The organism is Candidatus Moraniibacteriota bacterium, from assembly GCA_028688415.1.
Lineage (GTDB): Bacteria > Patescibacteriota > Minisyncoccia > Moranbacterales > UBA1568 > UBA1568.
In genome coordinates this window covers 313,566-333,926 of the sequence record JAQTYF010000001.1, presented here as the reverse complement: position 1 = coordinate 333,926, position 20,361 = coordinate 313,566, and the positions used below count along the sequence as shown (strand labels likewise).

The 20,361-nt window shown below is 42.0% G+C and carries 17 protein-coding genes; 6 read left to right on the top strand and 11 right to left on the bottom strand.

Features of this window, described 5'->3' with window-relative positions; translation table 11 throughout:
• The first annotated feature begins 5 nt into the window (after positions 1-5).
• From PHH40_01585 to PHH40_01575, 3 genes are all read left to right on the top strand, one after another.
• Complete coding sequence (locus tag PHH40_01585; protein ID MDD2766441.1) at positions 6-1,916, top strand: hypothetical protein; 1,911 nt, start codon at positions 6-8, stop codon at positions 1,914-1,916.
• Between the two features lie 240 nt (positions 1,917-2,156).
• Positions 2,157-2,852, top strand: a complete 696-nt coding sequence (locus tag PHH40_01580; GenBank protein MDD2766440.1) for an ice-binding family protein — start codon at positions 2,157-2,159, stop codon at positions 2,850-2,852.
• A gap of 85 nt (positions 2,853-2,937) precedes the next feature.
• A complete protein-coding gene (locus PHH40_01575; protein MDD2766439.1) occupies positions 2,938-3,555 on the top strand; it encodes a class F sortase in 618 nt (205 codons plus the stop codon).
• Positions 3,556-3,600: 45 nt separating this feature from the next.
• Here the strand turns inward: PHH40_01575 and PHH40_01570 are convergent, their stop codons facing one another.
• From PHH40_01570 to PHH40_01545, 6 genes are all read right to left on the bottom strand, one after another.
• On the bottom strand, positions 3,601-4,542 hold the full coding sequence (locus tag PHH40_01570; protein ID MDD2766438.1) for a glycosyltransferase family 2 protein: 942 nt from the start codon (positions 4,540-4,542) through the stop codon (positions 3,601-3,603).
• Positions 4,543-4,594: 52 nt separating this feature from the next.
• On the bottom strand, positions 4,595-4,810 hold the full coding sequence (locus PHH40_01565; GenBank protein ID MDD2766437.1) for a DUF2892 domain-containing protein: 216 nt from the start codon (positions 4,808-4,810) through the stop codon (positions 4,595-4,597).
• Between the two features lie 18 nt (positions 4,811-4,828).
• Complete coding sequence (locus tag PHH40_01560) at positions 4,829-8,104, bottom strand: efflux RND transporter permease subunit (GenBank protein MDD2766436.1); 3,276 nt, start codon at positions 8,102-8,104, stop codon at positions 4,829-4,831.
• A complete protein-coding gene (locus tag PHH40_01555) occupies positions 8,091-9,221 on the bottom strand; it encodes an efflux RND transporter periplasmic adaptor subunit (GenBank protein MDD2766435.1) in 1,131 nt (376 codons plus the stop codon). Before PHH40_01555 ends, PHH40_01560 begins: the two co-directional genes overlap by 14 nt.
• Before the next feature lie 20 nt (positions 9,222-9,241).
• The gene (locus PHH40_01550) at positions 9,242-9,523 is read right to left on the bottom strand and encodes a metal-sensing transcriptional repressor (protein ID MDD2766434.1); all 282 of its coding nucleotides are present in this window, start codon (positions 9,521-9,523) and stop codon (positions 9,242-9,244) included.
• 122 nt (positions 9,524-9,645) lie between these two features.
• Entirely contained in the window at positions 9,646-10,803 is a 1,158-nt protein-coding gene (locus tag PHH40_01545) for a PD-(D/E)XK nuclease family protein (protein MDD2766433.1), read from the bottom strand.
• A gap of 100 nt (positions 10,804-10,903) precedes the next feature.
• On the opposite strand from PHH40_01545, the gene PHH40_01540 reads away from it, so the two are divergent.
• On the top strand, positions 10,904-11,737 hold the full coding sequence (locus PHH40_01540) for a GGDEF domain-containing protein (GenBank protein MDD2766432.1): 834 nt from the start codon (positions 10,904-10,906) through the stop codon (positions 11,735-11,737).
• A 928-nt stretch (positions 11,738-12,665) separates the two neighbouring features.
• On the opposite strand, the gene PHH40_01535 is transcribed toward PHH40_01540, so the two are convergent.
• Genes PHH40_01535 through thpR form a run of 5 tightly spaced genes read right to left on the bottom strand, consistent with a single transcriptional unit; the run spans position 12,666 to position 17,621 of the window.
• A complete protein-coding gene (locus PHH40_01535) occupies positions 12,666-13,439 on the bottom strand; it encodes an alpha/beta hydrolase (GenBank protein MDD2766431.1) in 774 nt (257 codons plus the stop codon).
• 5 nt (positions 13,440-13,444) lie between these two features.
• Positions 13,445-14,728 (bottom strand): peptidoglycan DD-metalloendopeptidase family protein, encoded by a 1,284-nt coding sequence (locus PHH40_01530; protein MDD2766430.1) that lies wholly within the window; start codon positions 14,726-14,728, stop codon positions 13,445-13,447.
• A 32-nt stretch (positions 14,729-14,760) separates the two neighbouring features.
• Positions 14,761-16,284 carry a glutamate--tRNA ligase gene (gene gltX / locus PHH40_01525; protein ID MDD2766429.1) on the bottom strand — a complete coding sequence of 508 codons (1,524 nt, stop codon included), beginning with the start codon at positions 16,282-16,284 and terminating at the stop codon, positions 14,761-14,763.
• Between the two features lie 11 nt (positions 16,285-16,295).
• Positions 16,296-17,048 carry a WecB/TagA/CpsF family glycosyltransferase gene (locus tag PHH40_01520; protein ID MDD2766428.1) on the bottom strand — a complete coding sequence of 251 codons (753 nt, stop codon included), beginning with the start codon at positions 17,046-17,048 and terminating at the stop codon, positions 16,296-16,298.
• A gap of 24 nt (positions 17,049-17,072) precedes the next feature.
• A complete protein-coding gene (gene thpR / locus PHH40_01515; GenBank protein ID MDD2766427.1) occupies positions 17,073-17,621 on the bottom strand; it encodes an RNA 2',3'-cyclic phosphodiesterase in 549 nt (182 codons plus the stop codon).
• A 274-nt stretch (positions 17,622-17,895) separates the two neighbouring features.
• Here thpR and priA point away from each other — a divergent pair, with 274 nt between their 5' ends.
• Both priA and def read left to right on the top strand, forming a co-directional pair.
• Positions 17,896-19,878 (top strand): primosomal protein N', encoded by a 1,983-nt coding sequence (priA, locus tag PHH40_01510; GenBank protein MDD2766426.1) that lies wholly within the window; start codon positions 17,896-17,898, stop codon positions 19,876-19,878.
• 3 nt (positions 19,879-19,881) lie between these two features.
• A complete protein-coding gene (gene def / locus PHH40_01505) occupies positions 19,882-20,352 on the top strand; it encodes a peptide deformylase (protein ID MDD2766425.1) in 471 nt (156 codons plus the stop codon).
• The last annotated feature ends 9 nt before the right edge of the window (positions 20,353-20,361 follow it).

Genomic DNA, 20,361 nt, shown 5'->3' with positions numbered 1-20,361 from the left:
AGCCTATGTACTCACTCGTTCGCTCTCCAGAAAATCCTGTCGTACTCCCCATGAGTCAAAATATGTGGGAAAATCTCGCTGCTTTCAATGGTTCACCAATCAAACAGGGGAAGAAAGTTCATATTTTCTATCGAGCGCTCGCGACACCAGAACTCCATCATGGAGCGATGCTCTCACTCTCGACCGTCGGACACGCAGTGAGTGATGATGGGATACATTTCAATGATTACACGCAGTTTGTCGTCCCCGAAGAACCGTGGGAACAATATGGTTGTGAAGATCCTCGTGTGACGAAACTCGGTGATACGTTTTATATCTTCTATACCGCACTCGCGACGTATCCTTTTTCGCCAGCGGGTATCACAGTAGGACTCGTCACGACCAAAGATTTGAAGACAATAAAAAGTAGGCATCATGTGACGAATTTCAATTCCAAAGCGATGACGCTTTTTCCGGAGAAGATCGATGGGAAAATGATGGCGCTTCTCAGTGCCAATACTGACCAGCCACCTGTGACAATCGCTCTTGCAAGTTTCGAAAAAGAATCAGATATGTGGTCGGAAGCATATTGGAACAAATGGTACAAAGAACTTCCAGAACATGCTCTCGATCTCCATAAGACACTCGATGATCACGTCGAAATCGGAGCTCCGCCACTCAAAACAAAAGCAGGATGGTTACTTATCTATTCTCATATCTATCACTATGGGAAATCAGATCAGGTATTTGGTATCGAAGCTGTTCTCCTCGATCTCCATAATCCTCGCAAGATCATCGGACGGACACCGACACCACTCATGGTGCCACAGGAAGAATACGAGCATTATGGAATGATTCCTGATATCGTTTTCCCTTCCGGGGCGTATATAGAAGAAGATGAAGTGCATATCTACTATGGTGCAGCTGATACGACAGTCTGTCGTGCGACGGTTTCGCTTTCGGGACTGCTTCGGGAAATGCTTGCCAAGGAAAGCTCTCTTCGTTTCGATCGTGCGGAAGAAAACCCGATCCTCTCTCCAATTCCAGAGCATGAATGGGAAGCGATGGCAGTATACAATCCCGCTGCGATGTATGAGGATGGCAAGGTGCATATTGTCTATCGTGCTCAAGGATTCGATGGGACATCACGTTTTGGATATGCTGTGAGCAAAGATGGTGTTCATATTGATGAGCGATTACCGATTCCTATTTATAGTCCGCGTGAAGATTTTGAGCAAAAGAAAAATCCTGGCAATTCGGGTTGTGAAGATGCACGATTTACCAAAATCGGTTCGACGTACTATATGTGTTATACGGCTTTCGATGCAGTGAATCCACCGAGAGTGGCGATGACGAGTATTGCTGTCAAAGATTTTCTCCATCGAAAATTCGAGAAATTTACCAAACCAATTCTTCTTTCGAGTGCGGAAGTTGATAACAAAGATGCGGCTATTTTTCCAGAGAAGATCGATGGTCAATATGTTTTCATTCACCGTGTCCAGCCTTCTATTCATCTGAATTATATTCAAAGTCTCGATGATTTCGATGGAGAGCATTTCTTCGTGAAGAGACCTATCCTCTCTCCGCGTATCAACATGTGGGATGATCTGAAAGTTGGTCTCTCGTCGACTCCTCTCAAAACCAAGAAAGGCTGGCTCCTCATTTACCACGGTGTTTCTTCTGTCGACCATACCTATCGAGTCGGAGCAGCACTGCTTGATCTGAAGCATCCAGAAAAAGTGATCGGACGATCGCGTACACCACTCTTCGAACCAGAAATGTCATACGAAAAAGAGGGGATCGTACCAAACGTTGTTTTCCCGTGCGGATCGATCATCATGGGTAAGAAACTTGTCATCTACTATGGTGGCGGTGATACGGTCGTCGGCATGGCCTCGCTTGATCTGAATGATCTTCTGAAGGAACTTTCTTTCTAGGTCGGTGAAAGTTAGGAGGTTCTTTCAGACTATGCTACTGTGGACATAAAGAAGGATATGTCGATAGTAGGTTCATTACTTTTTCTTACATTTTTTTTATTTACATTTTTTCTAATCTTCTGCGTGTGGCCGTGTCATACTAACTACACAATCAAATATAATTGAATAGAGCGCTGAAAGTACAGGACTGAAAACCTCTGTTTTTTTGTACTTGTTTCTGTAATTGATAATGAAAAAATAATGAAATTATCCAATAAAATTTTGATAGTCACTGCTTTCACACTCTGTGCTTTCGTCTTTTCAGAGCAGAGAGCACAAGCGGCCACTGCTCCAAACCTCGGGGTGGCTACTGGCTATTCGGTCTTTGGTAATGCAGGAATCACCAATACTGGTTCAGGTACACACGTTTGGGGAGATGTAGGTGATAATGCCTTCCTCCACCCTGGACTCATCAGTTCACAAGTAGCCGGTACGATAGATGGAGCCGGCAATGTCGCTGTCGTGAACGCTATCGCTTCCGCGTATGGTGATCTCGCAGGAGAATCAGCGACAGGATCACTCGATCTGGCTGGTACGAATACTGTGACACCTGGCGTGTATACCATAGGAGCAACGACGCTCAACGGCACACTGACTCTGAATGGTGCTGGTGTCTATATTTTTCGTAGTTCATCAAGCATCACGACATCGGGTACGGCACAAGTGCGTTTAATCAATGGAGCTACCCCGTGTAATGTATTTTGGCAAATCCCTACTTCTATGACAATCGGCACAAATTCAGCCATTGTCGGAAGCATTCTCACCAATACAGGACTTATTTCACTTGCCAATGGTGCGAGCCTGCAAGGGCGAGCTTGGGCACATACCCAGGTGACGATGGATAATAACCAGATTACTGAACCGGTTTGTACTGCATCATTGACTGCTCGTCAGTAGGAGAAATGATGCGAGACAGTCTGAGAGGAAATAAAAAGAGCCACTCCGATTCTGGTTTGACTCTCTCTTTATAAAAACGATATCTATGAAGATGACAGTGCGACACAAAATCTTTTGGCTTCTTCTTGGGAGTGGTCTCGTTTGTGGAATAGGTATCTTTTCTCCCCTTGTTTTTTTTGAGAAAGAGAATAGCCCTGTTGCTGTTCAGACAACAAATATCATCTCTTCAGATCTTGACCAAGAAGATGAAACACTGTCTCCGTTACCAGTGCGTTTACGAATTCCCAAGATCGGTGTCGATGCCATGATAGATCAGATGGGCGTTACGCAAAGCGGAACAATGGCAGTACCAAATGGGCCACATACTGTTGGATGGTTTCGTGAGGGTCCACGTCCAGGAGATGTCGGGAGCGCTGTTATTGATGGACACTACGGCACTTGGAAAAACGGGGAGGGTTCAGTGTTTGATAATCTGAGCACACTTGAAATCGGAGATACGGTATCTGTTGAAAACGCAACCGGAACAATCAACACTTTTATCGTGCGCGAATGGCGGATATATGATCCGAGCATTGATACAAGCGACATATTCAGTTCAGATGACGAACAATCACATCTGAATCTGATTACTTGTGAGGGGGTATGGGATAAAGATTCGAAGAATTATTCAAAACGATTGGTTGTATTTACTGATAAGGAATAGGTCTAGAAATAAGAAATATCGAATTAATCGGTATCTCTTGCTTTTCTATGATCGATTTTTCCGTACTATATAGAGAGGTCGTTTGATGACTTCCTCGTGAATGTTTGCAACGTAGAGAGAAATCAGTCCGATAGACATGAGGAGAATACCTACGAGGAACACAATGAAGATAGCGAGGTCTTCAGAATCAGAAAAGGTGAGCGCCCAATACCAATCGAAAAAATATTTCCCCAGAAAGATATATGAACCAGAAACAAAAGAGATGAATGTGATGATAATACCGATATACCCGGCCATTTTGAGTGGAAAGAGGCTGAGAGACATAAAACTGTGCAAAGCGAGTTTGGTAAGCTTCCAGACGCTATAGGAGGCTGTTCCGTGCAAGCGTTCGTGAGCATCAAAGGTGATGTATGCGCGTCTGAACCCGAGCCAATCTATGAGACCCCTGGTGAGACGTTTGGTTTCAGTGAAACAGTTGAATGCATCTATGACGGCTCGATCGAGGAGTCGGAAGTCGGTTGTATTGGGAATGATTTCTATATCAGATATTTTGTTCAAGAGAGTATAGAATATCAAGCTCCCTGTTTTTTTGATCCAAGAATCACTCTTGTTTTCTTTTCGTATACCGACGACGACATCGAAACCCTCTTCCCATTTCGTGATGAAATCAGGGATACGTTCTGCTGGATGCTGGAGATCAGCATCGATCATGATGCACGCGTCACCGGTACAGTGATTGAGTCCGGCTGTTGTTGCTATTTCTTTACCGAAGTTTCGTGAGAAATCAATACATTTCACTTGAGTATTTTCGTTCTCTAACTTCGCTACCTCTTCCCTCGTCGTATCTTTACTTCCGTCATTGATAAAAAGAATTTCAAATTCATATCGATCCTTGATAGACGAGAGAGATTTTTGTAGAGCATCATACATGGGACGGATATTGTCCGCTTCATTATAGGCAGGAATGACAAGAGAGATTTGTTTCATACAATTTGATGAAAGAGTGGAATACGGAGCCCGAAAAGAAAAAGTATTTCTATTATTTTTTCAGTATCTTGGCAACAATAATGGCTCCTGGGCAATATCCAGTGAGAGCGAAAACGCTGAACATTATACCGATGAATAGTGCCCCGTAAACAAAAGCATCGTTTACTGAGAGTGCCAAGAGAGAAAAAATGATAACGAGTAATCCTCCGAAGGCAAACATCGTGCGTTCGACTGACCATGTGGATATATCCATTCTGTAGAGTGACATAGATTCATGCTTATTGAATTATTCTTCTTTTGTTTCATTATACCACTTTTTTCGTGCGAAGATGAAATATACCAGAGGGAAGACGATAAGAGTGAGGAACGTCGATGCTGTGAGACCAAAAATAATAGACCATCCGAGACCTTCCCAAACTGGATCACTGACGATAGTGAATGATCCGAGAATAGCAGCGAGTGATGTAAGGGCGATAGGGAGGAGCCGAACTCGTCCAGTCTCCACGAGCGCTTCCTCGATTTTCTTTCCTGATTTTTTGAGTGGTTCGAGATATTCGAGATAGATGACAGCATTTTTCACGGCGAGACCAGCAAGAGCGATGACGCCGATCATTGATGTCGCGTTGAAATAGGTTCCCTTGAAAGACTGAAGCAGAGCGAATCCAGGCAAGACTCCGATGAGAGCAAGCGGGATACTGACCATGATAAGAAGAGGAATAAACAACGATTCGGTTTTTGCAGCAAGAATGAAATAGATGAGAAAAAGAGCGAGTCCCATAGCGATACCGAGATCACGGAAGACTTCAAGTGTCAGTTTCCATTCACCACCGATTTCGATCGTATAGTGTTTGTGGGTGACCGTATCCTCATACACTGCACCGAGAAGTGACCAAGAAACACGTTTAAGTGATGTTCCGGGTATTTCATAGGAGAGCAGTTTTGGAAAAAGATCGATGACGGCGTAGATAATGCTTCGCCCCTCCATTTCCCCTGAGAGATAAATCGTCTGTTCTCGATCGTCGGAAAGTATAGCGGTATCGACTGTTTCTTCTGTTTTCTCGATCAATTCTGTAAGCGGGATAGTCACACCGTTCTTGCTCATCAATCGAATGAGCGAGAGATCATTTTCGTTATCGCGAGATTTTTTATCAAAGCGAATCGTGATATACTCTTGTTCGGCTTTTCGCACATCTTCACGTGAAGATTCATGATAAAGACCAATAGATGATCCGGAGAGAGCCGTGTGAAGTGTTCGTACAATATCGTTTGGTGCTATACCGAGCAACCCGGCTTTTTCATGATTGACACGGTAGGAGATATTCGCACCACGCTCGAGTACGGATGTATCGATATCGACGATACCAGAAATAGAACGTATTTCTGTTGTCATATCAGAAGCGATCTGTTCACGCATTCTGTCATCGCCACCCTTTATTTTGAGAAGGAATGTGGCGAGAACTGGTGGTCCCGGTGGATCTTCGACAAGTCGAATAACTGCATCTGGATTTCCTTTCGTGAAAAGAGAAAGAGAAGCACGGATGCTAGAGGCTATTTCTTCAGAAACGAGTGATCGATCCTTATGTGGTGTCAAGTGTATTTTGAGTGTCGCCTGATTGCTTCCTTTGCGACCAGAGCTTCCCTTGAAGAGCCCGTTGAAATCAACCACAAGTGATTCGCCGATGGCACTTTCGACACTAGTGATTTCTGATTCTTCGAGGATAATTTTCTCAATTTTTTCGGTGATTTTCCTCGTGTGTTCGATGTGTGTACCAGAAGGAAGGTCTACATAGAGAGAGAATTGATCTTTATTCGCCTTGGGCAATAACCGAAATGGCACGAGGGGAGTAAGTGGAAGTATAAGAGAGATAATAAGAAGAATCAAAACCCCGCCGAGGAAAACATTCCGACGCTTTCTCTCTCTCAAGAGACGAGAAAGAAACTCTGCATAGATACCTTCAATTTTTTTTACGATACGGAAAAATATTCCTGACTCGTAGGAACGCGTTTTGTTTGTCTGTTTCTTATCCTTCTCTTTGGAAAAGAGGAGCGCCAAAAATGGATTGATAGTGACAGCGAAGAGGAGTGACGCGATGAGTGCCACAGGAACAAAGAAAGGAATCGGTCCCATATATGGTCCCATCATACCAGTCACAAATGCCATCGGAATGAAAGCGATTGCCATCGTGAATGTGGAAAGAGCGAGTGCACCACCAACTTCATCGACTGCTCGTACGATGAGTTTCAATTTGTTTTCATTTGGATAGAGACGGAAATAGCGAGCGATGTTTTCTACAACCACGATAGCATCATCGACGAGAAGACCCAGAGAGAGAATAAGTGCGAAAAGTGTGATTCTATTGATCGTCTGTCCTGCTAAAAATCCTGTGCCAAAGACTGCCAAGAGCACGAGAGGGATCGATATAGTAGCAATAAGAGAATTTTTTGCACCAAGAAAAATAAAGAGCAATATTCCGACGATAATGATTGATTTAATGAGGTCAAAGGTGAGTTTGGAAATTTCGCCACTGGCTATTGCACCTTCGTCATTCAATACATCGACACGAACATCGTTTGGTATGAGCTTTCCTTTTAGATTGTCCAGTGTATCGAGAGATGCTTCGGATACGACTGTTGAGTTCGTTCCTCGGAGTTTAGAAAGAGCGATATGTACGATGGGAGAATTCTCGGCATCTTTCTCTGTCCGGCTGACGTAATGAGTTATCTCACCTGGTCCGTATGAGACATCGGCTATATCACTGATACGTACGATTGTTTGCCCGTTGTTTCGTACAATGATTTGATTGAGTGATTCCTCATTTTGTATATTACCGATGATATTCACAATAGAATGGCGCTCGTCTGTTTCGAGTGTATCAAACGTGTAGATATCATTTGCTTGTGAGAGAGAGCCCAGGACCTCATCGAGTGTGAGATCAAGGGCTGAGAGTTTTGCTCCATCTATGGTAATTTCGAGATGATTGATATAGCCACCCTTGATTTCTACTTTTGAAACACCGTTTGTCAGCTTGAGAGTATCAGAGATATCAATCGCGAGTTTACGAAGTGAGCTCGGAGAGAATGTCTCAGAAGAAAGACCAATGTCGAGAATCGGCACATCATCAGGGTCTATGGATTGTATCATTGGGTCCGAAACACCCTGTGGTTTGGTGGTTATGTTGTCACGAAGTTTCTGGTTCAGTGTTATTTTTGCATCTTCACGATTTGATCCGACGAAAAATTTTACCATGACGACACTTTTTCCTCCAGGAAAACTCTGCGATGATACTTCATCAATATCGGATAACTCGAAAACCTTGTCTTCGATGGGACGTGTGATGAGTTCGTATATCTCGCTTGCACTGGCTCCAGGAAAATCCGTCGTTATGGTAAATGCTGGAGCGACGATTTCTGGGTTGTATTGCTTGGGCATGAGAGAAAATGAGAGCGCGCCCCATACTGCCAGAAGAATGATGGACAAGATCGATAATTCCGTATTTTTGAGAAATATCTGAGTGATCTTTCCAGCCAGTCCGAGTTTCTCTGGAGGATTATTCTGTGACATATGTTTCTATAACCGTTTGATTATGAGAGAGTGTATGTTGTCCTTCTATGACAATATGCATTCCAGGCGTGATTCCAGTAATGATTTCTCTTGTTCCATTTCCAGTACTCCCGAGTACGACTGGATATTTCTTTGTCTGGTTGTCTTCAATCACGAAAACGAACGTATCATCGTATTTAGAAATGAGTGCCTGTTCCGGTATAAGGATAGCGTCGCGTGTTTCTCCGAGAGGTATGGTGACTCGTACATATTCACTCAAAGAAAATGCATTGCTTTGATTTCTATCAGCAAATCGAATGCGAGCCGAAGAACGCTGAGAGGATTCTTCTGACAAAGAAGAAATCGAAAAGACAAATCCATCAAGTGTCGTGTTGCTATTAGATACAGAGACCAAGGATCCTTTTTTTACCTGAGTGGCGATAGACGTTGGAATCGACAGAACTACTTCCAGTGCATCTTCGGAAGCAATCGAATACAAAGATATACCAGGAGAGATATAGGATCCGAGAGAAGTATTTTTTTTCGTTATGATACCAGAAAATGGTGCTCGGATAAGTGTCTGTGACGCACTGGCTTGCGAGACCGCAAGAGATCCGGCAACCGCTTCTTTTTGTGTATCAAGCGTTGCTATCTGTGCATCACGGAGACGTTTGGCACTTTTGAGAGCTTCTTCTGCGGAATCTTTTTCAGATTTTCCTGTCGTATTGTCGAGTGCTGTTTTTGCTTCATCTACTTTTTGATCGTAATATTTCTTCGTTTCTTTCAGTGTTTTTTCGATTGATTGGAGAGAGGAGGCAGCACTTTTCTCAGTGGCAGAGAACTCTCTGCCATCGATGATGGCTATTATTTCACCTTGATACACACTATCACCTTCCTCCTTTGTCAATTTGAGGAGAGATCCCGGAATACTCGAGGCAATATCTGTCTGTTTGACACCCCGGATGAATCCGGAAAATTCTCTTGATTCCTGGAATGGTGAGAGAACAGTACTCATCGTTTTGACCGATTGCACATCTAACATCTCAGTGAGAGAGACGGACTCCGAAGAACGTACGCCAAAAAATATGAGTATTCCTATTATGGAAACAGCGAAAAGAAGGAGATATTTTTTCTTCATAAAAAGAATGATAATGATGATTATTTATCTTGAGACGTTTTGACAATCTTCAGGATTTCTTCCTGGAGCGCCTTCATTTGTTTCCCAGAGATATTTGTCCCTGTATGTTTTGTCATTGCTTGTTTCATATGGTTTTCGAGCATCAGCATATTCACCGATCGCAAGAGTCCTATAGCAGAGAGTGTCTGTTGGATGGCAGGAAAGCATTCTGCCTCCTCCTCTTCGATGCGAACGATTATCTTTTCGATACTCGTCTTGGCCTTGCGAAGGGCAATGACGATCTTCTTTTTTTCTTCTTGCATAATTTTTTTATAAACATGTATTATATACGTATACCTATGGTATAGGTATAATACAAGAACAAAAAAATACTGTCAAGTCAAAGAGGTAAGACAGCGTTTTTTCTTTTGTGCCGATATTTTTTCTAGAGAGAAAGTTCGTCATCGACTTCTATTTTGTTCTTCTTGACCGAGAGACTGACGCTTTCTTTGTCGAGGACTTTGGCACCTTCAACGGATTGTTTGATGGGTGTCGGGAGGACGGCGAGAATATTTCGGAGAGCGACACCATCAACTTTGAGTACTGATTCCCATTTGTCGAGTGGTTCGAGAATGGCACGCAATTGATCAGCATCGTATTTGTATGTTTTGCGAAGTGATTTGGCGATAATGCCATTGTCGTCGAAGACTCGATCGATACCTTCTTGTTCCATATACTGCAGGATGAGTGATTGAAGTTTTCCGAGACGGAGTTTTTCTTCACTGAGTTTTCCTTTCAGATCGAGATACTCACTGATAGCTTTTTCGGCTTCCTCATTCTTTACCGTGTGAGTCTCTGCGAATTTGTGCTTCCACATCGGACAAATATTCTGGTATCCACACCAGTCACAAAGAGGGGAGAGGATGGGATCAAATTTTTCTTCTTCGATTGACTTTATAACATCGAGGAATGTTTCCTCAATGTGTTCGAGTTGTTCTTTAGTTCGCTTGGAAGAAAGTTTCACACCGTGTTTGACGAAGTAGAGACTGACGGTTATTTTGTCCAGATGTTCTTTCTCTTTCGGATATCGTTCGAGGAAGGCACGGAGATAGATAGAGAGCTGGAGATCATTGTCGACTTTATCCTGGGATGGCATCTTGCGCGTCGTTTTATAATCGATAATTTCGTATCCATCTTCAGTCTTGTCGATACGATCGATGATACCGGATACGGTGTGAATGCCATCTTGTTCATTGCCGATTTCAATAGCAAATCGACTCTCGAGATCGATGATGGTATAGTCGTTCGGCTTATTGTTTTGGAGATATTTTTGTATAATAGCGACACCCTGCGTGAATGCCGATCTCTCTTCCATTTCATCATCATAGACCTCGCTGTTCCAACCTTTGGAATAATAATCGAGAGCCTGATCAAGAGTAGGGGAAAGGATAGCTGGTGTATGAATATATTTCAGCACCGCATGAATCAGCGTCCCGAAAACTGCTTCTTTGGACTTTGGCTCTTTGATTTTATCTATCTCACGAAACTTGTATTTCAGTGGACAGGTCTGATAATTGTTGAGCGTAGAATAAGAAATACGCATAGGGTTATATTGAAGGAGATTTGTTTATAGTATCTCTATTCTAACAGAAAAGTTCCTCTCGTGTACTATTGACAACACGAGTGTTTTGTGCTATTAAAATATGGTAGCACTTTTACAACCAAATCAGGAGATAATCATGTTTCATGCGCAAGATCAAGATGGTGGTACCGGTTCTTCCGACCTCGTTCGTAACACAACGACAGAAGATCTTCAGAAAGAGAATGAAAGACTCAGGCAAGAGCTCGCCGATTCAACACGTATTCAAAACCAAACAATCCAGGAGTTGTTGGATATCTTGAAAGAATACGATCAGCACAATGTGTTGGTTCTGAAAAAGAACGCCGAAATGCAAGAACTGATGAAAGATTTGCATGAAGTGGCATTTCAAGATCCTTTGACGAAACTCTTGAACCGACGAGGATTCGAGAGGGCTTTGCATCGGCAAGTGGGGTTGATCCAGCGGTATACGCTGACGAATGACCTCCCGTTTTTCGCTCCATTTTTGATGGCGATCGATCTCGATCACTTCAAGCAAGTGAACGATATCAAGGGTCATGCCATGGGGGACTTCATTCTTCTGATATTTGGGGAGTTGCTTCAGAAGATATTTCATCGGGACAGCGATATTGTTGCTCGTTTCGGCGGAGACGAATTCCTTGTTCTGTGCGCCAATGCGTCGCGAGAGCAGATCATCGAACGTGCCAATGAACTGAGAAGGATTATGAAAATCGATACGCGACTTTCGCTGGAAAATTGTCTTCCTGTGACTGTGAGTATCGGTATCGCTGCGTCAGGTATCGAACAAAATTCCACGCCTGATGAAATGGATAGGCTTTACAGAGAGTCTCTCGAGAGTGCCGATCGAGCACTCTATATCTCCAAAGAATCTGGAAAGGATGCTGTGTCTATCTTTTCTGAAAATAAGATCGTGTAATCTGTCTTTACCCGATCACTTATAAAGCCGGTTTTTTTGTAACAACAAAATTTCCGGTTTTTTTATTTTCTTTTTCTTTTCGTTATGGTGTAAGTAAAGTAAACAAGAATGAAACAAAAAAAGAGAATAATAAAAAGAAGAAAAAGTAAGTATTTTTTTGACCAATAAATTGATCCGTAGAGAGAAGAGGAGGGAAGAAAAAGAAAATGAAAGAGTAGTAATCAGTGTAAGAAAGAAGAGTTTAGTATTGAATGGAGAGAGTATTTTTTATTTCTTATACAACGTCGCATTATGTAACTTATGCGACATAGCATAGGAAGAGAACAGAAGTATTGATTCATTATATAGCTTATATAAGCCAAATATGAGTAATTGATACTTGTATGTCCTCGAATCGATTCAAAACGAATGCGTATAATCGCGTATACGGTGTTTGGAATAAAAAGTGATACGTATATACCTCTTTTCCTTCTCATTTCTCTAGCGCGTATTCTCGTATATCGAGAGAATCATTTTTCACTCCGGTTTGTATTGTATTTCAGATACATTGATGTATACCCTCCGATGCTCGTTTTCAGGAGCATTTTCTCTCCCCTTTTATTTTTCATTTTTGCGAGGGGAATCATCTGTTTTCTGAGGCATCAATGTATACTCCTAGGCATTCATTCTTTATAGATTTTTTTCTTTTCATTTTGAGTGATTTGGAGAGGCATAGATGTATACCTCTGAGCACTCATTTTTGATCAAATTTTTGAGTCATCGATGTATGTCTGTTTCTCTTCGTTTTTGATCGGTTTGGGGATACATAGATGTACACCTGTAGGCACTCGTTTTGATACCTTTTTTTCTTTTCCTCTCTCCCCTACAATTTTTCATTTTTTCGAGGGGAGTCGCAAGTCAAAAAAACGAATGTTCTTTTGTACGACTATCATTGCTCCAAAAAGTTTTGTATTTTCTTCCAAAAAAACTGATGGGTGATGTATCGTAATCCGAAGTGTCCGCCACGTGGCTTGAGGTATACTGTGGCACCGGTTTTTTCGGTGAACAGAGGTAGTGTCGTGTCTGGCACTATTGTATCGTCGGTGGCATGTAGAATGAACACCTTCCTACCATCGATCAAAGATGTATTGGTGAGTGGATTATAAAAATCAGGACGGTGAATCTTTTTCCAATCATGTCTTTTCTTTACCCGATATGCTTCGGGATATCCTTGTTCGATGAATCGGAAATGGTCTGATGATGGTTCGCTCCCATGTTCGATCGTTTGCCAGTCGAGGACAGGTGAGAGTGCAATAACTTTTTTGACGAGGGGATTCGTAGAATTGAGGAGAACTGCTGGTCCCCCGAATGATGAACCAAAGAGAGTGACGGACGATACTTTGATGGGGATATCTTCCTCCAGAAAAATATTGTGTATTTTTCGACTCCCCTTTAAATCAGAAAGAATATCCGCGATGTCTCGAGCAGGAGATTTTTCGAGAAAATTTCCCCTGCTTTCCCACGTTCCTCTATAGCGAAAAAAGATGGCTACATAACCGAATGTTGTGAGAAATCTCAGTGTATCATTTTGTGATGGAGACGAGGGTAAACCCCCTGCCAATATGGCTATCCTCCCCGTCTGACGAAGAGGAAGGAAAACATCAGCAATTATTTCCCCATTATGGAAAGATGTGCGGATTGGTCTGTCGAGACATTTACGCATAAAGATTAGGGCAAATATTTCATCGGATTGACGTGTGCGCCGTATGGCAGGGAAATACCCTTGACTGAAGTTGACGCAACGACTTTATAGGATTGTGCAGAGAAAACAGAAAAATGGAGATGTGGTCCAGTGGAATAACCGGTATTTCCAGATGAACCAATTTTATCCCCCGTCGATACCTTTTGTCCGTTTTTTACTGATTGAGAGCTGAGGTGACCATAGAGTGTGACGATGCCGTTTCCGTGATCAATAGCGATCCAGCGTCCATATCCGTACCAACGACCATTTTTGTACATACTGCCGACACCGACTACTTTTCCACTCATCGGAGCATAGATAGGTGTCCCAGAAGAAATACCAAAGTCTACACCGTTGTGAGGTCCTCCGCCATAAGCACCTTTTTTCGCATAAGCAGTCATACCATATCCTTGGGTTATGATAATTTTTTTGACAGGATATTCGAGTAATCCTCTCTTGGCATCGGGCATATCTTCGTAACTGCCCGATGTTCCTGCTTGTAATCGATTGATTTCATCTTCGATATCACTCTGTTCCTCCTCAAGTGATTTGACGAGGGATGAATATTTTTTTTGTTCAGCGACAGTCTTGGCAAGGAGTGAGGCTTTGGTACTTTTGGTACTTTCGAGATAACTATCTTGTTCAGAAAGTTTTGCATGAATATCATCTGCTTCTTTTTTCTTTTCTTCTATATCTACACGTTCACTCAAGAGACTTTCTTTGAGTATTTTTATAGATTCGAGCAATTCACTGATTTTACTCTCCATTTGAGAAGTCCAGTTTTCTTGATTGAGAAATGCGAGTGTCTCATCAGAAGAAAAAAGCATGAGCGCTTTTTCGTTGGAATAATCACTGTGGTATATGCGCATGAGTTCTGAGAGCATCTTTTTCTGTCGATCGAAGAGATTTTCTTGTTCGACAATTCTCTTCGACAAAGAATCGATATCGGTTGCGAGACCCATGATTTTTTCTTTGTTCGTACCGATCTCAAGTTCCAACTTTTTCTCCTGTGCTTCAAGAGAAGTGATCTGATCGGTGAGCGTTGATCCTTGACGCTGTTTGAGTGATACGATTTGTTTGTAGGCTTTTATCTTGGCATTGATCGCATCAATTTGATCTTGTTTTTTTTTGAGATCTTTTTGCTGTTCGGCATTGAGGTCGGTAATACTATTGCTCTCAGCGAAAACCAAGGAAGAAAAGAATACGCTTCCGCAACAAAGTATAGAGAATAAGAAGTATTTTTGATATTTTTTGGATGTGTGTATAATCATCTTTTTATTATACCACAAGAACACCCTGAAAATTATGCCAGTTTGGCGAGGGCAGATTCGATTCGTCGGAGGCTTTCGTCTTGTCCCAAGACCCATGCCACATCAAACGGTGATGGTGATCGCTCAGCTCCTGTGAGAGCGACACGGAGCGGCCAGAGGAAGTCCCCTCTTTTTTCTCCTGCCTTGTCCATAAGTACTTTTTCTATGGTTTCTTTCTGTGCCCATTCTTCGAGAGTCAGTGCAGAAAGTGTTTCGAGAGCTCCATCGAGAGCTTCTTTCGTTTGGAGAGGAGTGTTCTGTTTCCAGTGAAGCATTGAGGTCTCGTACGTCAATGTGTCTACGAAAAAGAAAGGATTATTATCACCGATGTCGGAGAGTTTCGTCAGACGGTCTTGTTCGACACGAAGTACTCTTTTTACAAAGGATTCTTTTTCTTCTCCGCTTAATGTTGTTTGTCGGCTTACCCACGCTTTGAAGAATTCTTTTTCTGAAAGAAAAGGGAGTCCGCGAGCGTAGAGCTCATCGAGACTGAGTTTCTTGATATACTCTGTATTCATCCAATCGAGCTTTTTCAGATCAAACACCGCCCCCGCTTTGTGGACTTGTGTGAGATCAAATTTTTCTACGAGTTCATCGAGAGTAAATATTTCTTGCGTACTTCCTGCTCCAGGATTCCATCCGAGGAGTGCGATAAAATTGATGAGGGTTTCTTTGAGATAGCCTTTTTTCAAATAATCTTCGACAGCGACATCACCTTGACGCTTCGAAAGTTTACTTTTGTCAGGATTGAGGAGGAGTGGCAAATGGGCGAACTGTGGAATCGAGAATTCTAAAGCCTCATATATCAAAATATGTTTCGGTGTGCTAGATATCCATTCTTCCGCACGTATAACATGCGTAATATGCATGAGATGGTCGTCGACGACGTTGGCGAGATGATAGGTCGGAAATCCGTCTGATTTCATCAGTACATGATCGTCGACATCCCGTGCGTTGATAGACACTCTTCCTCGTACGAGATCATCGAACACGATATCGCCACGATTCGTATCAACATTGAGACGGATGACATAGGGTTCTTTCGCTTCGAGACGTTCTTCTATCTCTTCAGTAGAAAGTCCGAGGCAATGTTTGTCGTATCTCGGTGCGAGTTTATCCTTAGTTTGTTCTTCACGAAGTGCTGATAGTCGAGAGACGCTACAAAAACAATAGTAGGCTTTTTCAGATTCTATAAGTTTCTGAACATATTCCTGATAGAGTGGGAGTCGTTCTGATTGGATGTATGGACCATATGTACCCTTTTGTATGAGCGTGCCATTTTCTATAAAAACACCCTCATCCTGATGCATCCCCATAGTATCAAGGATGGTAACGAGACTCTCGGCTGCTCCTGGAACAAAGCGTTTCTGATCAGTATCTTCGATGCGTAGTATGAAAATCCCTTTATTTTTTCTTACAAAAAAATAATTGTAAAGTGCAGTACGGAGACCACCGACGTGAAGTTGACCTGTCGGTGATGGAGCAAAACGGAGGCGGACTGGAGATGTTTCAGACATAAGGGTATGTGTTAGGTGTTATGATCGTGTTTCTGTATTGTAGCGAAAAATACATAAAAAGGGAAAAGAACGACGGCATTCCATATTCTGTACCATCTTTGTGGTTGTTGTATGAGTCGCCATAACCATTCGAGACCAATGCTCTGTAACCACCTCGGTGCGCGTTTTTGCTTCTTGGTGAGGTAGTCGAAGGAGCCACCGACACCCATAGCCAGACGCACTGATCGTGTCTGCTGACGCAAACGAGAAAGGAATATCTCTTGCGTCGGTGATCCGAAATTACAAAGAATGATTTTAGATTTTAGATTTTTGATTTTGGACTCTAACATCTTAAATCTTAAATCGTAAATCTCATTTACATCAATAGTATCTCCGTCAACCACTAATGTAGGATATCTTTCTAAAAGCGCTTGCCTTACTTCATCGAAAGAACTGAGCCCGTCTTTTTTGATAGCAAGATATATACTGATTTTTTTTTCATTGGCAATGGACAATATTTCTTCCATCAGATCAGCACCAGGGAAACGGCATTTGAGTCTCTCTCCTCGAAAAAGCATTGTAAGAGTGATACCAAATCCATCTGCAATACGTAGATCACAATTTTGCAATATCGTATGAAAAGCTTTGTTTTTCTTTGCCTCAAGGAGAAATTCTGGATTGACAGTGGCAATCTGATGAAATTTTGGTTCATCCAAAAATATTTTTATTTGTGCCAATATTTCTTCTCGTGTGAGATTGTCGATAGTGGTCCCGAGTATTTCCATAGACGCGTTGATAAGAGGCAGAAACTAGAGAAGAGAAAAAGTATCAATCGGGTCATAACGACGTTTCCCATCAAGAGAGAGACTTTCAAAAACTGCGATGTCTTCTACTGTTTCATTGAGTAATACTGATTCTTTGAGAACAGGTTTTGTTTCGAGCTTCAACCATTTGGACTTTTTTATCTTTGCCAGAGTAACGTGAGGACGGTATATTTTTTTCTCACTGATAAATGATGAAAAAGCTTTTTCAATCTTCTCTAAAACGGAACGAAGTTCATCGCTCGGTTCCCCTGTCAACCAAATCATTTTTGGATTTTCTGCATTCTCCATTAAAGTCATGCTCGTGAACGAGAGTTCGAAAGATTCAATGTTTTTACATACTTCTCCAACCCTTCGACACATTTCCCCCACCTCTTCTTCTTGAACAAATCCCAAGAAAAAAAGCGTTACGTGAAGATTTTCTTCCGTCGTACGCAGGACAGCTTCTTTGGGCCAGAGTTCCATTTCTTGCATAAGCCTCTTGCGAAGTTGCGAAGAAAGCGGAATACCGACGAATAATCGACGTGTTTTGTTCATAAGTGTATTATGAGCGTAGCGGAAAAGAGCCAAAAAATCAAGAGACAGTCGAATTAAGTATATGTATTCAACACCCAAAAGAATTTTTCATCATCCTTTCCACACTGACTGAGCAAGAGCTCTCAGATCGAAAAAAGAAGTTGTGATTGTGTAGATTGGAGACTGCTTTTTTCGTAATACTGAGAGCTCTTGTGAGAGGTGGAACGATGATGAAAAATTGGCTTTAGGGTGCTGAATACTAAGATAAGCACTTCTTCTGTGTTAGAATAGATATATGAAAAAATCTGAACTCTACCGAATCGAGGTTGCCCCTCTTCTTATCCTGCCACTCGGGAAATCTCCACTTTTTAGCTATCTCTCGAAGGATCCGATAGCTCCTGGATCGCTTGTTGCTATTTCCTTTGGGAAACGATCTCTCGAAGGGGTTGTTTTTGGTGTTGCTCCGCTTCCTGGCAAAGCACCAATTTGGATGAAGTATATTTCCAAAATTGTTCGAGAAAAATCACTCACTCCATCCCAGCTCGCTCTTGCATTATTCATGAGTGAAGAATATTTTACTTCACTCGGGAAGGTACTCAAACATTTTCTTCCGAAATATATTCTTCCAAAGAAAAAAGAAACATCGCTTTCGACATCGACAGAAATTGTTCGGTTAGGAAAATCTGATAATGAAATACTGGAAACATTTCTTGCAATGAAATCAGGATCTATCAGCTATCTCCAGACATCTTCTCTCAGTGATTTTGATGCTTTTCTCGTCAAACTCACGAAGAAACTGGCAACAAAAAAAGAGCAGACACTTGTTATTGTTCCTGAAATAATTCTCTTACCAGCACTCGAAACATTGTTTGCTCGATATTTTCCACAAGAAAAAATCGCTCTTGTACAAAGTAAATTATCCGATGGTCTCTATTCGAAAAATTGGGAACGTATTCGAAGCGGAGAAGCTTCTATTGTTCTTTCGACGAGACAAGGACTTTTCGCTCCGTTTCAGAATTTGGGAGCTGTCATTGTTCTCGAAGAACAAGATGAGAGTTACAAACAATGGACGATGAGTCCACGCTATGACGCAAGAAATGTCGCGAAGGCGCTCGTCAGAGAGAGTCATGTAAAACTCATCTTTACTTCAGGAATACCGAGCATAGAGAGTCTTTCTTCTCTCAAAAAAGAAGAGTATTCCCTGCTTCATCCACTGACCCTTTCTCCTCCACTCCTGGCGTCGCTTCAGATAGTGAATTTACGCTTGGAACGTTTTCGAAAGAATTATTCCCCTCTCTCACAAGAGCTGATCACAGCGTTACAGGAAACGATGAATCACAAAGAACAAGCCCTCCTCTATATCCATCGTCAGGGAATGGATGCCTTTTCTGTCTGTGAAAATTGCAAAAATATTTTTCGTTGTCCCAAGTCTGGACACGTGCTCTCAAGTACGAAAGAAGGGACGTTCAAGTGTCTCGGTTGTCATTATACGACAGATTCTTTTCCGGGTTGCCCACAGTGTGGACACCTGACGTTTCGTCATGTCGGATTTGGTACCGAACGAATCGAACGAGAGATCAAAAAACTTTTTCCTGGTGCCCGTGTCTTTCGAGCAGATGGTGCGACTATGCGTACAGAAAAAAACATACAAAAATTTCATACGGATGTTTCTTCGGGAAATGTCGATATTCTCATTGGTACACAAATGGTGATCAAAGGACAAACCTTGCCCAAACTGTCTTTGATTGGTATGATTGATACGGATAGCCTCCTCTCTTTTCCAGATTTTCGGGCTGATGAGAAGCTTTTTCAGACGTTGACACGGTTTGTGGTACAAGACACAAAATCACAAGAAATGTGTTCGAAAAGGCGAGTGATCGTCCAGACATTTCATCCAGAGAGTACTTTTTTTCAGAGAATTGGATCTCTCGATTCAAAAGCCTTTGGAGAACGGATACTTGCTGAGCGTGAAGACCTCTTCTATCCACCGTTCTCGAGACTTATTTCTATCATTTCCCAAGGGAAAACAGAAGAAGAATCTCTGAAAAATGCAAAGAAAATAGGTCAGAATATCGAAACACTTCTGACTGAAAGACATATTCGCCATCGTCTCAGTATTCCAAATGAAGCAAAGAAGAATATCGGAAAGAAAATATTTACTTGCAGAACACTTATACGTATACCCAAAGAAAAATCCCTTCCAGAAGATCTCCAGGTTTTTCTTGAAAAAATAGACATGACTTTTATTATAGACATTGATCCACTTTCATTCCTCTGAAATATGCTGACACTTATAACCGGTGAGACAACTGAAATCCTCTTAAAAAAAACGGAATTAATCAAAGATCCTTTGTCTCCTGAAATTCAAGCACTCCTTCCTCAGATGGTAGAGACGATGCATCAGGAGAATGGAGTAGGTTTGGCGGCTCCGCAGATCGATCAGTCGATTCGTCTTGCGGTGGCTGAAGTAGATGGAAAAATTTATTATCTCATTAATCCAGAAATCACTTCCCATTCTCAAGAAAAAATCGTTTTCGAAGAAGGTTGCCTCAGTCTTCCTGGACAGTTCTTTCCTATTATTCGATCAGAAGAGATAACCCTCCGCTATCAGAATGAAAAAGGATTGCCAAAGAAAATGCGCGCGACAGGATTCCTTGCTATCGTCATCCAGCATGAGGTAGATCATCTCGATGGCATACTTATTATCAATCGTTACAAAAAACAACAGAAAAAATCTTCGATAATTCTCTAAGAAAAAAAT